This window comes from Pollutimonas bauzanensis, from assembly GCF_040393045.1.
Classification (GTDB): Bacteria; Pseudomonadota; Gammaproteobacteria; order Burkholderiales; family Burkholderiaceae_B; genus Pollutimonas; species Pollutimonas bauzanensis_A.
In genome coordinates this window covers 14,812-27,521 of record NZ_JBEBUX010000006.1, presented here as the reverse complement: position 1 = coordinate 27,521, position 12,710 = coordinate 14,812, and the positions used below count along the sequence as shown (strand labels likewise).

The following is a 12,710-nucleotide window of genomic DNA, read 5'->3' as shown; positions in this document are numbered from 1 at the left end:
GCTATGACTGATCCCAAACGCCCCACACTTGTTCTACCCGATAACCGCAAGAAAGTGCTGCTGCACTCCTGCTGTGCGCCATGCTCCGGCGAGGTCATGGAAGCCATGACAGCGTCGGGTATCGACTATGCCATTTATTTTTACAACCCCAATATCCATCCCGATCGCGAATACGAAATCCGCAAGAACGAAAACATACGCTTCGCTGAAGAACACAATATTGAGTTCATCGATGCCGATTACGACCGGGACAATTGGTTCGAACGTGTAAAAGGCCTGGAAGACGCGCCCGAACGCGGCGAACGCTGCACAGTGTGTTTTGACATGCGCTTCGAGCGTACCGCCCTGTATGCCCATGAGCATGGTTTCGACACCATCAGCAGTTCGCTCGGGATTTCGCGCTGGAAAGACATGAACCAGATCAACGGTTGTGGCGAGCGCGCTGCTGCGCGCTATCCTGAACTGATCTACTGGACTTACAACTGGCGCAAGGGCGGCGGTTCCGCACGCATGATAGAAATCAGCAAGCGTGAGGAGTTCTATCAACAGGAATACTGCGGCTGCGTGTATTCCTTACGCGACACCAACCGCCACCGCAGGGCTCAGGGCCGCGAACGGGTCAAGATAGGCATCAAGTTCTACGGTAAAGACGAACTCGAACTCAACCCGCCGCCTGCCATACCTGCGAAGCCCTGAGCAGTTACTGCATTACAAAGCCGGACAGGTCCCTGTCCGGCTTACCGCAACTTACTGCAAGGTTCGTGAAAAAACGAATTTATCGTTTTGCCAGTCTACCGGCACCACGTCCTTGGGCCCAAACTTGCCTTCCAGAATCAACCGCGCAACCGGATTTTCAATATGCTGCTGAATTGCGCGCTTGAGCGGACGTGCTCCAAACACCGGATCGAACCCTGCACGGGCTAACTGCGCGAGCGCAGCATCCGAAACCTCCAGCCGCATTTCCTGCTGCGCCATACGCTGCGCCAAGCGTTGAACCTGTATACGGGCAATCGACTCGATGTGCTTGGCTTCCAGACCATGGAACACCACCACTTCATCGATCCGGTTCAGAAACTCAGGCCGGAACGATGTCTTGAGCTCATCCCAGATCACCTCTTTAATCACGTCGTAAGGCTGGCCAGTCATACTTTGGATATGCTGCGAACCCAGGTTCGACGTCATGATGATCACCGTATTGCGAAAATCCACCGTACGGCCTTGCCCGTCCGTCAAACGCCCGTCGTCCAATACCTGCAGCAACACGTTGAACACATCAGGGTGAGCCTTCTCGACTTCATCGAGCAGGATCACGCTATAAGGCTTGCGACGCACTGCCTCGGTCAGGTAGCCACCTTCTTCGTAGCCTACATACCCCGGAGGCGCCCCTATGAGGCGCGACACCGAATGCTTCTCCATGAACTCGCTCATGTCGATACGCACCATGTGGTCGTCGGAATCGAACAAGAAATTAGCCAAAGCCTTGCTCAATTCGGTTTTCCCTACGCCTGTAGGCCCCAGGAACAAGAAAGACCCGTACGGCCGGGAAGGATCCGACAAACCCGCGCGCGAACGGCGAATAGCATCTGAAACCAGAGTGACCGCCTCGTTCTGACCTACCACTCGCTGATGCAGGAAATCTTCCATGCCCAACAGTTTGGCCCGTTCGCCTTGCAACATCTTGGCCACAGGAATACCCGTGGCGCGAGACACCACCTCAGCTATTTCCTCGGTACCGACCTGCGTGCGCAGCAAGCGCGGACGATCGCTATCGCTTGATGCCTGCTGCCCTGCCTCGGCGGCCTGCAGACGGCCTTCGAGCTCGGGAAGCTTGCTGTACTGCAGCTCGGCCAACTTGTCGAACTGGCCTTTGCGTTGCAGTTCGGCCATTTCAGAACGTGTACGTTCGATTTCCTCTTTAATGGATTGCGAACCCTGCACCGCCGCTTTTTCAGCCTTCCAAACTTCTTCGTAGTCGTTGTATTCGCGCTGCAACTTGACCAGTTCGTCTTCAATCACCTTCAAACGGCGCTGCGAGCTTTCGTCGGTATCTTTGTTCACCGCCTCACGTTCGATTTTCAACTGGATAATGCGCCGATCCAGTTTGTCCATGACTTCAGGCTTGGAATCAATTTCCATGCGGATACGGGCGGCGGCCTCGTCAATAAGGTCGATCGCCTTGTCCGGCAGGAAGCGGTCGGTAATATAACGATGCGACAACTCGGCCGCCGCCACAATGGCAGGGTCGGTAATCGCCACGCCGTGATGCAGTTCGTAGCGCTCCTGCAAGCCGCGCAATATCGCAATGGTCGATTCGACGTCAGGCTCGTTGATGAACACTTTCTGAAAACGGCGCTCCAGCGCGGCATCTTTTTCGATGTACTTACGGTACTCGTCCAAGGTCGTGGCGCCTATGCAATGGAGCTCGCCGCGCGATAGCGCCGGCTTGAGCATGTTGCCGGCATCCATGGCGCCTTCAGCCTTGCCCGCACCCACCATGGTATGCAGCTCATCGATAAATACGATGGTCTTGCCGTCGTCCTGGGAAAGTTCCTTCAAAACCGCTTTAAGCCGTTCTTCGAACTCGCCCCGATACTTGGCGCCGGCAAGCAATGCCGCCAGGTCCAGGGAAAGCACCCGTTTCCCCTTCAGGGTTTCCGGTACTTCGTTGTTGATGATACGCTGCGCCAGGCCTTCTACGATGGCGGTTTTACCCACACCCGGCTCACCGATCAGCACCGGATTATTTTTGGTGCGACGCTGCAGAATCTGGATCGTGCGGCGAATTTCGTCGTCGCGCCCTATTACGGGGTCCAGCTTGCCCTGACGGGCGCGGTCAGTAAGGTCGGTCGTATACTTGGACAAGGCTTCGCGGTTGGATTCCCCTTCGGAATCCGACACCGCGGCGCCACCGCGCACGGCATCGATTGCCGCTTCCAGCGCCTTGCGCTGCAAGCCGGCTTCGCGAAGGATGCGGCCTGTTTCGCCCTTATCGTCGGCCAACGCCAATAGGAACAATTCGCTGGCGATATAGCTATCGCCGCGATTGGAGGCTTCTTTGTCCGTACGTGCAAACACGGCTTGCAAGTCGCGGCTGACCTGGACATTGCCTTCGGCACCCTGAACTTGCGAAAACCCTTCGATTTGCGCATTCAAGGCCGGGCCCAGGCGGTTGACCGCTACGCCGGCACGGGCCAACAGGCTGCCCGCACCGCTATCGGCGTCGGCAAGCAGCGCGGCCAACACATGAGCGGGTTCAATATAAGGATTATCGTGCTTGACAGCCAGGCTTTGCGCATCAGCGATGGCCTGCTGGAATTTTGTAGTTAGTTTGTCGAATCGCATAGTCATTTCACATGAAAAGAGAGCTGTTCGCTCGAATGCTTAATAAGTGTGGCCATAAGCAGAAATTTCAAGGGATTACAAGCAAATTACACACTTATTGTTGACACACCGGCTAAACTGTTAAGCTAATAAAATCGTCGTCTAGCACCAAGGAGTCGACCATGCGTGGTGTCATCAAAAAATGGGGAAACAGCGCGGCTGTCCGCCTGCCTTCGTCCATGATCAAAACCCTTAAAATCGAAATAGAAGATGTGATCGATATTCGGGTGGAACGCGGCTCTATCGTCATCGAACCGATACGCGCCGAGGAATATCTGCTTTCCCAACTACTAAGCGGCATCAAGGCCAAAAACATCCATGGCGAAATCGATTTCGGTGCAGCCGACGTCTGATCCAGGAGTCCTCCATGAGCAAACGCTATATTCCGCACACAGGCGACATCATCTGGCTGCACTTCGACCTGCCCAAAGCCAGTTCCGCGCCGGATTACAAACCTGCAGTTATTCTAAGCCCCTCCGCTTACAACAAGAAAACAGGCTTGATCGTGTGCTGCGCCATCACATCCAACATTAAAGGCTACCCCTTCGAAGTCTTGATCGGGCCTGATCATTCCCAGGCCGTGCTCGCCGACCAAGTCAAAAGCCTGGACTGGATAAATACCAAAATCAGCCATCAGGGCCGAGTCGAATCTCACGAATTGGGCGAAGTACGAGCCAAGCTGCACGCCTTGCTTTTCAAAGCCTGATCCTCGGGCTTTGCCCTCTAATCTGCTACTATCCTCTTCTTTTCCCGAGCCACCAAAACCGCAGATCGCCACACCCTTTTTAATCCGCATGGATAAATTCAAACAGCTCCAAAGCTTTGTGGCAATCGCCACCCTGGGCAGCCTGTCGGCTGCCGCGCGCGCCGAAGGCGTGGCTCCCGCCATGATGGGACGGCGTATCAATGCGCTTGAAGCACGTCTGGGTATCAAGCTTTTACTGCGTTCCACGCGCCGCCTGTCGCTAACCTCGGAAGGCAGCGATTTTTTTGAAGAGGCACAGCGCATATTGCGTGACCTGAACGATGCCGAAACACGTATTGCTCAAGGCAGTGTCAAGCCCAGCGGTCACTTGCGTATCAGCGCGCCTGCGGGTTTCGGCCGTCGCCACGTAGCACCGCTACTGCCCGATTTCGCTACCAGCTACCCTGACCTGACCCTTGCGCTTGATCTCAGCGATCGTCTGGTGGATCTGATAGAAGAAGGTTATGACTGCGCAATTCGTATCGGTGAGCTGGACGATTCGCAAATAGTTGGTTTACGGCTAGCTGATAACAAACGTGTTATTGTCGCTGCGCCCTCCTACCTTGGCCGACACGGCCGCCCCAACACACCCGATGACTTGGCTCAACATAATTGCCTATCATTTGGCAGCCAAGGCAATCAATCCAAAGGGTGGCTTTTAAAGCAAGACGGCCTAGTACGTGCGATTCGCGTCAAAGGCAACATGGCTTGCAGTGACGGGTCAGTGCTGCATCAATGGGTTCTAGCCGGTTTTGGGCTGGCCTGGAGATCGTTGTGGGAAGTGCATGAAGACCTGGCTTGCGGCCGCCTGGTAAGCGTGCTGGACGAATATGCCGCACCTGCCAACGGTATTTTTGCTATGCTTCCTGAACGCAAGCACTTACCTTTGCGGGTTCGGTTATTCGTGGAAATGCTGCGTACGTGCTATGCGACGCCATCTTACTGGGAAACTCATTAGCGAAAATACCACAACATCGCTTGAAGTCTATTCGGTCATCATCAAGCCATCATTTATACTTGATACGAATCAACAGCTGCTTTTGCTATTATTCCAGCCAAGCAAATCGCTATTGCGGTAAATCGCCCTACAGCGCTGTGCCAACAGCTTATTCGCGTGCCCTCGCTATTGTATGCAAAAAAAAATCCTCGTTTCTCCTGATTCCACCCGATGTTCAACCTGCATGCTCAGCGAGATATGCTTGCCATTGGGCATGGCTCGGCACGATGTAACAAAATTAGACGAACTTATCAAAGAGCGTATTCGTGTTCCCAAGGGCTCGGCGCTCTTTCATCTCGGCGACAAATCCGAAGCCATCTACGGCATTCGATCTGGGTCGCTGAAAACGCAACTGGAAGACGCCAGCGGCCAAGTGCAAATTACCGGCTTCTTGTTGCCGGGTGAAATTATCGGCATGGACGGCTTGCTGGAAAACGTCCAGGTTTCGCATGCCGTCGCGCTGGAAGACAGCGAGGTCTGCGTAATTCGCATTGACGACCTGGATATGCTGTCCCAGCATATTCCTGTGTTGCATCAGCAATTGCGTCGCCTGATGAGCAAAGAAATAAACCGATCACACCAATTAGTCATGTCGCTGGGGTCGCTGCGCTCGGAACAACGCCTGGCGGCGTTCCTGATCAATCTTTCGCAGCGCCTGACTATGCTGGGCTATTCATCCAGCGAGTTCGTCCTGCGCATGAGCCGCGAAGAAATCGGCAACTATCTGGGCCTGACGCTTGAAACGGTAAGTAGACTCTTTTCCCGCTTCGCGCGCGAAGGCGTGCTGCATATTCAGCAGCGTCAGGTACAAATCGTTGATATGCAAACCTTGCGCACGCTAGCCGGCACTGACTGCGGCTAGATAGGGTCGTCGAATTCGTCGACCACTCGGCCTCGAGGGGCCATATGTATGGTCAAGGCGCTGGACAGCGCCGCCATTAGCCAGAACAGAAAGAAGCCGCCGGCATACACAACCTGGCGGCCTGCCTGAATGTAACCCAAAAACTCGATATCCAACGGATCCACCAACGCAAAAACCGTTGCACTGGTCGCCCCTGCAATCAAGAACGAGGGCCATAAGATCCACATCAACGCGTGCCGCTTCATACTTCTGTCTCCTGTATTTTATTGGAATTATGTTAGCGTTCTGCAGGTGGCGCGACGACAGCCGGCTTGGTTACCACCAGGCCGCGCTTGACGCCACCGTCGGTAATTGCCTGGTCGCCGAAGTTCTGCAACGCAAGAACGATTGTAATAGCGCAGCCGATAATAGCAGCTGCCGGACCTGCCATTAAAATCCACGGCCAAGGCTCGCGCCACCAAGGCTTGCTCTCGTGCGAATCCTGTTTTCGATTATCACTGGCTTGAGGTTGAGTCATGGATATACCTTTGAACGTTATTTTGGTACAAAGAAACTAGACTGTTCGACGACAGTGGATTCCTGGCCCTCTTCCGATTGCGCAACAGCCGTCAGCGTGATGTCGTACAAGCCCGGTTTAACCTGCTCTACAGGCACCCGAACCAGGATTGGAACCAACCGGTTCGATGCCGCATCGACAGTGATTGTCGTTGCAGCATGATCGGCGGTCATGACAGCCAGTTCAGGTAAGCCGCTAGCGCCAAGTGTAAGCGTCATCGGCGACTCGGTGGTATTGATGAACTGCAGCCGGTATACGTTTTCGATCATACCGCCTGGCACTTCGCGCCCCAACACCCCACGGTCGCGTATGACGTCCATCCGCAGCGTCGTGCGCATGACCAGCGATGCCACGAAGGCTATGCCGATCAGAGACAGGATTGCCATATAGGCCAGCACCCGAGGCCTGAACATGCGCTTGCGCACCTGGGCCTGGGTGAGCCGGTCGGTAATCGCATTACCAGAGGTATAACGGATTAGGCCCTTATCGTAATCCATCTTTTCCATGACCTGGTCACAGGCATCGACACAGGCGCCACAACCGATACACATATATTGCAAGCCATCGCGGATATCGATACCGGTAGGACAGACCTGAACGCACAAGCTGCAGTCAACGCAATCGCCCATCCCCGCTTCTTTATGATCGATACGACGCGACCGCCCGCCACGAGGCTCGCCCCTTACATGGTCGTATGTCACGACGAAGGTATCGTTATCGACCATTACGCTTTGAAAACGCGCATATGGGCACATATATTTACAGACGGCCTCACGCATGAAGCCGGCATTTCCCCAGGTGGCAAAGGCATAGAACACCATCCAGAACCACTGCCATGGACCCAGCGAAAGCGTCAGCAAACCCATGCCCAATTCGCGTATGGGGGCAAAGTAGCCAATGAACGTGGAACCGGTCCACCAAGCAATCAAAATCCAGACAATGTGCTTGGAAGCTTTCAGGCGAAGTTTGTGCCAGGACCAGGGCTGTTCGTCCAGCCGGATGCGGGCCTGGCGATCGCCTTCAATGCGACGTTCGACCCACATGAAAATTTCGGTATAAACCGTTTGCGGACAGGCATAACCACAAAACAGGCGCCCGGCCATTGCCGTGAATAAAAACAGAGAGAAAGCGGAAAGCACCAACAGCACGGTTAGATAAATGACGTCTTGCGGCCACAAGACCATGCCGAATATATAGAATTTACGCGCACCCAGGTCGAATAGAACGGCCTGCCGGCCATTCCATTGCAACCAGGGCAAGCCGTAAAAAATCAACTGCGTAATAAACACCATGGCAATGCGCCAGCGCGCAAAAATACCCGACACCGAGCGCGGGTAAATTTTGCGGCGCACATCGGACAACGCCTTCTCGACCAGTGGAGACGGACCACCACTCACCCTGGAGACCTTCGGCGGCTGCCAGGCGGGTGCCTGGGCAGATGACGATTGCGAGCCATGGTTTTGAGATGGTTCGTTGCGCATGAATGTTCCTTTATGTTGCTTTGCGACTACTTCTTTTTCGCCCTAATTCGACAAACCCCATACCCAGGCTGTCAACATGCGGATTTGGTCCTCGGTGAGGATGCCTTCCTGTGCCGGCATAATGTTTTGACGACCGTTCAGTATCGTCTGGACAATAGACGCTTCGGAACTACCATGCAGCCAGATATTGTCGGTCAGGTTGGGCGCGCCCAGCGCTGTGTTGCCTTTGCCTTCTGCCCCGTGACAAGCGACACAGAACGTATCAAAACCGCGCTTGCCGGGTACGACGCGCAAAGGATCGCTGGCCAAGCCAGACAAAGACCTAACGTACTGGGCGATATCGGCGGCTTCAGCGGGCTTGATCTGCGAACCCCAAGGCGGCATCATGCCATGGCGCCCCTTTGTGATGGTTTGCAAGATTTGTTCAGGGTCGCCACCATACAGCCAATCGCCATCTGCCAGGTTGGGGAAAGCCCCGCTACCTCTGGCATCAGAGCCATGGCACTGTGCACAGTTGTTCAAGAACAACCGCTGCCCAATTTCACGGGCGTCGGCATCGTGCGCCACTTCCTGGATGGGCATTTGGCTGTAGCGCTCGAAAATCGGTTTGACCCGCTCATTGAGCGCCATTTGCTCGGCCTTGACCTCGTTGGCTGACGTGTACCCCAGCGAACCTTTGTAGCTACCCACGCCCGGGTACAGAAACAGCACCGCCAACGCGATACCGCACAGCCCCAGGTACATCACAGTCCACCAGCGAGGAAGCGGATTGTTGTATTCGGTAAGGTCGCCATCCCATACGTGACCGGTATCGCTTACCACCTTGACGTCATGCTTGAGCCATGCGCGCTGCGTAAACAATAGCCATACGCAAAAACCAATACCACCTAGCGCAATCACACCAATAAAGTAGCCCCAGAAGCTACTGACAAAATCACTCATGAGAGCCCCCTTCATTCTTGCTCGTCAAACGCTCATCGGGCACGGCAAATGGCAACATCGATGCTTCTTGGTTGGCATCGGCGCGACCACGCGAGAATGCCCACCAAACTATGCCCAGGAAAGTCAGCAACGCAGCGACCGTTGCAATGCCGTTGATTATGGCAACCATTACAGCGCTCCTTCCGCAACAGCCTTGGCAGCGGCAGCACGCCCGGCTACACCCAGCCCCTGCAAATACGCCACCAGCGCATCTTCTTCAGTCTTACCTTGCAGTTGCTCTGGTGCCTTGGCGATTTGCTCGTCGGTATAAGGCACACCCAATTTACGCAATACGCGCATACGGTCCTGAACATTATCGTTGGCGACCGAATTATGCTGCAGCCATGGATAGCCCGGCATATTCGACTCTTTCACGACACTGCGCGGATCACGCAGGTGGACACGGTGCCAGTCGTCTGAATACCGTTGCCCCACGCGAGCCAGATCAGGCCCGGTTCGCTTCGACCCCCACAGGAAAGGATAGTCATACCGCGACTCGCCGGCCAGCGAGTATGGGCCATAGCGCTGCACTTCGGAACTAAGCATGCGGATCTGCTGCGAGTGACAGCTGACGCAACCCTCGCGGATGTAGATATCGCGGCCAACCAGGTTGAGCGGCTCGTAAGGGAGCACGCCCGGCGTGGCGTTAGTTGTCGAGTGCTGGAAAAACAGCGGAACGATTTGTGCCAGGCCGGCGAAAGATATCACCAGAACGCTGAAAACAATCAGCCATCCGACGTTTTTCTCCATCGTTTTATGCGAAAAGAAACCAGTTTTTTGATCGGACATTTTGGTTCTCCTTAAGCAGTAGCCGATGCGGGGCCGAGCAGGGCCGGATCGCGGGCATCCGGGCTAAACAGCGGCACGACAGGATTGACCTTGGTCTGACCCTTGATGGTGATCCAGGTATTCCATGCCATGACAAATACACCACTCAGGAAGCATAGGCCCCCGAGCATGCGAATCACGTAGAACGGATACGTTGCCTTGACGGATTCGACGAAGCTATAGGTCAGCATGCCGTCTTCGCCTGTGGCACGCCACATCAGGCCTTGCATGACGCCGGCGACCCACATCGCGCTGATATACAACACCACACCCAGGGTGGCGAGCCAGAAATGCAGGTCGACCAGCTTGGTATTGGCCATGCCTGTACGTCCGTACAGGCGGGGAATCATGTAGTACAGGGAGCCGAAAGTAATCATGGCAACCCAGCCCAGTGCGCCGGAGTGCACATGGCCGATGGTCCAGTCGGTGTAATGCGATAAGGCATTGACCGTACGAATAGACATCATCGAACCCTCAAACGTAGACATGCCATAGAACGACAGCGCGACGACCATGAACTTCAGGATGGGATCGGTGCGCAGCTTGTGCCATGCGCCCGACATAGTCATGATGCCGTTGATCATGCCGCCCCATGACGGCGCCAGCAGAATCAAAGACAAGGCCATGCCCAGGGACTGAGTCCAGTCTGGCAGCGATGTGTAAAGGAGGTGGTGCGGACCAGCCCACATGTAAGTGAAAGCCAGTGCCCAGAAGTGGACGATCGACAGGCGATACGAAAAGATCGGACGCTCAGCCTGTTTGGGGATGAAGTAATACATCATGCCCAGGAAACTGGTGGTCAGGAAAAAACCGACGGCATTATGGCCGTACCACCACTGGACCATGGCGTCTTGCACGCCACTATAGGCAGAGTAGGATTTCCACAAGGAAACCGGCAGTTCCAAGTTGTTGAATATGTGCAGTACGGCAATCGTAAGAATGTACGAACCGTAAAACCAGTTCGCCACATAAATATGCTTTACCCGCCGTTTTACGATAGTGCCAAAGAAGACGACGGCATAGGTAACCCACACCAGGGCCAGCAGAATATCGATGGGCCATTCGAGCTCAGCGTACTCTTTCGTGGTGGTGTAGCCCAGGGGCAAGGTAATGACCGCAGCCACGATAACAGCCTGCCAGCCCCAAAAGGTAAAGGCGGCAAGTTTGTCGCTGAACAGGCGCACCTGACAGGTGCGTTGCACGACGTAGTACGACGTGGCGAACAATGCACTACCACCGAAGGCAAAAATGACTGCGTTGGTATGCAAAGGCCGCAGGCGGCCATAGCTTAGCCACGCAATATCGAAATTGAGCTGTGGCCAAATAAGTTGCGCGGCGATCCATACACCGACCCCCATGCCTACGATGCCCCAGACTATGGTCATGATCGTGAACTGACGAACCACACCATAGTTGAAGACTTCGGCGTTATTCCCGAGACTATCGGAAGTGCCCATGAGCTACCCCTAAAACAAAAAAATAATGTGTAACTTCAGCATGATCCTGCATAGGCTACCAATAGCCTTTGACTTGCATCAAGACGATAAATAGCCCAAATATGCTGATGCTTTCACGCCACACTTCAAACATAAAAACAGTTGAATCCACCTGCGACCTACCCAGGCTTCCTGGGTTCAATGAGTGGTGTTTTTTGCTCGACGCCATCTACCGCAGGCGTGTCTTGGTCGTTCAAGATTGAATCACCGCCCGCCTGAGTATCGTCGAACTGGCCGGAAAAAATCGCCCACCAAAAAAACACCCCAATAGCAATAACGAAAGCCAGCGATATTGGCAGCAGCAGCAAAAGGGAAGAAGCCATATCCTAGCCTTGAACAGCCGCGCCCTGCCAAGCAGACGTGGGCATGCGTACTTGGCGTCTGAATAAACGCCATGAGTTCGCGGCCACCGCCAGCGATGACAAAAGCATGGATATTGCGGCAACCCAAGGTGCGACCAGGCCTATGGCCGCGAGCGGCACCATCAGGAAATGCCATGCCACGGAACCGTATAGGTTTTGCCGTGCGACGACACCGGTTGCCTGGGAAAGCCGCACAACCATGAAATCGGATGCGCCGGTGCGCGCTGACAAACTGGCGTGGGCCGCCGCGACCGCGGTGGGTACGGACATGGCCATGGCGCATGGACAGCTCATGACAAGGAGGGCCACCATAACTGCAATGGCCCGTTCCGGTGCGTATATGTACCAGATGGCGCCGACCAGAAAGGCCAGGCCAAGCTGTACTACGACAAACCAGAATGCCAATTGATTGGCGCGTTGCGAAACCGCAACGCGAAATTCCTCGATGATGGCGTGGGCGCCGCCTGCGCCGATAGCCTGGCGGGCGCATAGTTCAAGATAGCGGGCTGTCAGCAAGAACGCGACGAACATCGTGACTGAGTCGAAATAAACTTCCCCGTGGCCGACCCAGGTTGCATACGCGCTGGGGATAAAGGCCGCAATAATGCCCAATGCCACCGGAACATCCATACTGACCCGGCCTTGCAGCATGCGGCTAAATGCCCCGCCCCATACCGGCGACGCGCAATAGAGCATGACAGGCACGGTTAGCACCATGCTGATCCAGTTCATGATGAAAATGGCCTGATCGAGCAGTTCAAGGTTATCGGGCGCCATGTCATTGCTGCGCAGATACCCCGGGAAAGCGAACATCATGACTTGCATCATGGCCAGCCACGCCAACCCCATACGTGCAAGCATATGACGGCGCTTTTGGCGAGCTGCGTCGGACAGACCCTGAGGGGTAGAAAAAATCGAAAAGGCGCGCATGGTATATCACTATAACCAGTAAGGAATTGTCCGTATTGATATAGATCAAGTTTTTTTGTTTCATGAAAACGGAGCCAGTCCGGCGAAATCT

15 protein-coding genes are annotated in these 12,710 nt (G+C 54.7%); 5 read left to right on the top strand and 10 right to left on the bottom strand.

Going from position 1 to position 12,710, the window contains the following annotated elements:
* Nucleotides 1-3: 3 nt before the first annotated feature.
* A complete protein-coding gene (locus ABWO67_RS01855; protein WP_353146704.1) occupies nt 4-696 on the top strand; it encodes an epoxyqueuosine reductase QueH in 693 nt (230 codons plus the stop codon).
* A 51-nt stretch (nt 697-747) separates the two neighbouring features.
* Here the strand turns inward: ABWO67_RS01855 and clpB are convergent, their stop codons facing one another.
* Nucleotides 748-3,342, bottom strand: a complete 2,595-nt coding sequence (clpB, locus tag ABWO67_RS01850; protein WP_353146702.1) for an ATP-dependent chaperone ClpB — start codon at nt 3,340-3,342, stop codon at nt 748-750.
* 161 nt (nt 3,343-3,503) lie between these two features.
* Here clpB and ABWO67_RS01845 point away from each other — a divergent pair, with 161 nt between their 5' ends.
* The 4 genes from ABWO67_RS01845 to fnr all read left to right on the top strand — a co-directional run bounded on the left by ABWO67_RS01845 (nt 3,504) and on the right by fnr (nt 5,985).
* Nucleotides 3,504-3,734 (top strand): AbrB/MazE/SpoVT family DNA-binding domain-containing protein, encoded by a 231-nt coding sequence (locus ABWO67_RS01845; protein ID WP_353146701.1) that lies wholly within the window; start codon nt 3,504-3,506, stop codon nt 3,732-3,734.
* A 14-nt stretch (nt 3,735-3,748) separates the two neighbouring features.
* Nucleotides 3,749-4,087 (top strand): endoribonuclease MazF, encoded by a 339-nt coding sequence (mazF, locus tag ABWO67_RS01840; protein ID WP_353146699.1) that lies wholly within the window; start codon nt 3,749-3,751, stop codon nt 4,085-4,087.
* A gap of 88 nt (nt 4,088-4,175) precedes the next feature.
* Nucleotides 4,176-5,084 carry a LysR family transcriptional regulator gene (locus ABWO67_RS01835; RefSeq protein WP_353146697.1) on the top strand — a complete coding sequence of 303 codons (909 nt, stop codon included), beginning with the start codon at nt 4,176-4,178 and terminating at the stop codon, nt 5,082-5,084.
* A gap of 172 nt (nt 5,085-5,256) precedes the next feature.
* On the top strand, nt 5,257-5,985 hold the full coding sequence (fnr, locus tag ABWO67_RS01830) for a fumarate/nitrate reduction transcriptional regulator Fnr (protein ID WP_353146695.1): 729 nt from the start codon (nt 5,257-5,259) through the stop codon (nt 5,983-5,985).
* Here the strand turns inward: fnr and ABWO67_RS01825 are convergent.
* The 9 genes from ABWO67_RS01825 to ABWO67_RS01785 form a co-directional block, all read right to left on the bottom strand.
* Nucleotides 5,982-6,230: a hypothetical protein gene (locus tag ABWO67_RS01825; protein ID WP_353146694.1), complete on the bottom strand. Its 249-nt coding sequence runs from the start codon at nt 6,228-6,230 to the stop codon at nt 5,982-5,984. The genes fnr and ABWO67_RS01825 overlap by 4 nt on opposite strands.
* Before the next feature lie 32 nt (nt 6,231-6,262).
* Nucleotides 6,263-6,502, bottom strand: coding sequence for a FixH family protein (locus tag ABWO67_RS01820; protein WP_353146692.1), 240 nt, complete (start codon nt 6,500-6,502; stop codon nt 6,263-6,265).
* Nucleotides 6,503-6,519: 17 nt separating this feature from the next.
* Nucleotides 6,520-8,022, bottom strand: coding sequence for a cytochrome c oxidase accessory protein CcoG (ccoG, locus tag ABWO67_RS01815; protein ID WP_353146690.1), 1,503 nt, complete (start codon nt 8,020-8,022; stop codon nt 6,520-6,522).
* Nucleotides 8,023-8,064: 42 nt separating this feature from the next.
* Nucleotides 8,065-8,964 (bottom strand): cytochrome-c oxidase, cbb3-type subunit III, encoded by a 900-nt coding sequence (gene ccoP, locus ABWO67_RS01810; protein WP_353146688.1) that lies wholly within the window; start codon nt 8,962-8,964, stop codon nt 8,065-8,067.
* Nucleotides 8,957-9,133, bottom strand: a complete 177-nt coding sequence (locus ABWO67_RS01805; protein ID WP_353146686.1) for a cbb3-type cytochrome oxidase subunit 3 — start codon at nt 9,131-9,133, stop codon at nt 8,957-8,959. The genes ccoP and ABWO67_RS01805 overlap by 8 nt, the downstream gene beginning before the upstream one ends.
* Nucleotides 9,133-9,792: a cytochrome-c oxidase, cbb3-type subunit II gene (ccoO, locus tag ABWO67_RS01800; protein WP_353146684.1), complete on the bottom strand. Its 660-nt coding sequence runs from the start codon at nt 9,790-9,792 to the stop codon at nt 9,133-9,135. Before ccoO ends, ABWO67_RS01805 begins: the two co-directional genes overlap by 1 nt.
* An 11-nt stretch (nt 9,793-9,803) precedes the next feature.
* The gene (ccoN, locus tag ABWO67_RS01795; RefSeq protein ID WP_353146682.1) at nt 9,804-11,288 is read right to left on the bottom strand and encodes a cytochrome-c oxidase, cbb3-type subunit I; all 1,485 of its coding nucleotides are present in this window, start codon (nt 11,286-11,288) and stop codon (nt 9,804-9,806) included.
* Nucleotides 11,289-11,446: 158 nt separating this feature from the next.
* On the bottom strand, nt 11,447-11,650 hold the full coding sequence (ccoS, locus tag ABWO67_RS01790; protein WP_353146680.1) for a cbb3-type cytochrome oxidase assembly protein CcoS: 204 nt from the start codon (nt 11,648-11,650) through the stop codon (nt 11,447-11,449).
* A gap of 3 nt (nt 11,651-11,653) precedes the next feature.
* Entirely contained in the window at nt 11,654-12,619 is a 966-nt protein-coding gene (locus ABWO67_RS01785) for a P-type ATPase actuator domain-containing protein (RefSeq protein ID WP_353146679.1), read from the bottom strand.
* Nucleotides 12,620-12,710: the final 91 nt, after the last annotated feature.

Excerpts from the sequence above, each read along its gene's own strand:
- fnr (WP_353146695.1), top strand. The coding sequence starts at position 5,257 with ATGCAAAAAAAAATCCTCGTTTCTCCTGATTCCACCCGATGTTCAACC.
- ccoP (WP_353146688.1), bottom strand. The coding sequence starts at position 8,964 with ATGAGTGATTTTGTCAGTAGCTTCTGGGGCTACTTTATTGGTGTGATT.
- clpB (WP_353146702.1), bottom strand. The coding sequence starts at position 3,342 with ATGCGATTCGACAAACTAACTACAAAATTCCAGCAGGCCATCGCTGAT.
- ccoN (WP_353146682.1), bottom strand. The coding sequence starts at position 11,288 with ATGGGCACTTCCGATAGTCTCGGGAATAACGCCGAAGTCTTCAACTAT.
- ABWO67_RS01825 (WP_353146694.1), bottom strand. The coding sequence starts at position 6,230 with ATGAAGCGGCACGCGTTGATGTGGATCTTATGGCCCTCGTTCTTGATT.
- ABWO67_RS01855 (WP_353146704.1), top strand. The coding sequence starts at position 4 with ATGACTGATCCCAAACGCCCCACACTTGTTCTACCCGATAACCGCAAG.
- ABWO67_RS01785 (WP_353146679.1), bottom strand. The coding sequence starts at position 12,619 with ATGCGCGCCTTTTCGATTTTTTCTACCCCTCAGGGTCTGTCCGACGCA.
- ccoG (WP_353146690.1), bottom strand. The coding sequence starts at position 8,022 with ATGCGCAACGAACCATCTCAAAACCATGGCTCGCAATCGTCATCTGCC.
- ABWO67_RS01845 (WP_353146701.1), top strand. The coding sequence starts at position 3,504 with ATGCGTGGTGTCATCAAAAAATGGGGAAACAGCGCGGCTGTCCGCCTG.
- ccoO (WP_353146684.1), bottom strand. The coding sequence starts at position 9,792 with ATGTCCGATCAAAAAACTGGTTTCTTTTCGCATAAAACGATGGAGAAA.
- mazF (WP_353146699.1), top strand. The coding sequence starts at position 3,749 with ATGAGCAAACGCTATATTCCGCACACAGGCGACATCATCTGGCTGCAC.
- ccoS (WP_353146680.1), bottom strand. The coding sequence starts at position 11,650 with ATGGCTTCTTCCCTTTTGCTGCTGCTGCCAATATCGCTGGCTTTCGTT.
- ABWO67_RS01820 (WP_353146692.1), bottom strand. The coding sequence starts at position 6,502 with ATGACTCAACCTCAAGCCAGTGATAATCGAAAACAGGATTCGCACGAG.
- ABWO67_RS01835 (WP_353146697.1), top strand. The coding sequence starts at position 4,176 with ATGGATAAATTCAAACAGCTCCAAAGCTTTGTGGCAATCGCCACCCTG.
- ABWO67_RS01805 (WP_353146686.1), bottom strand. The coding sequence starts at position 9,133 with ATGGTTGCCATAATCAACGGCATTGCAACGGTCGCTGCGTTGCTGACT.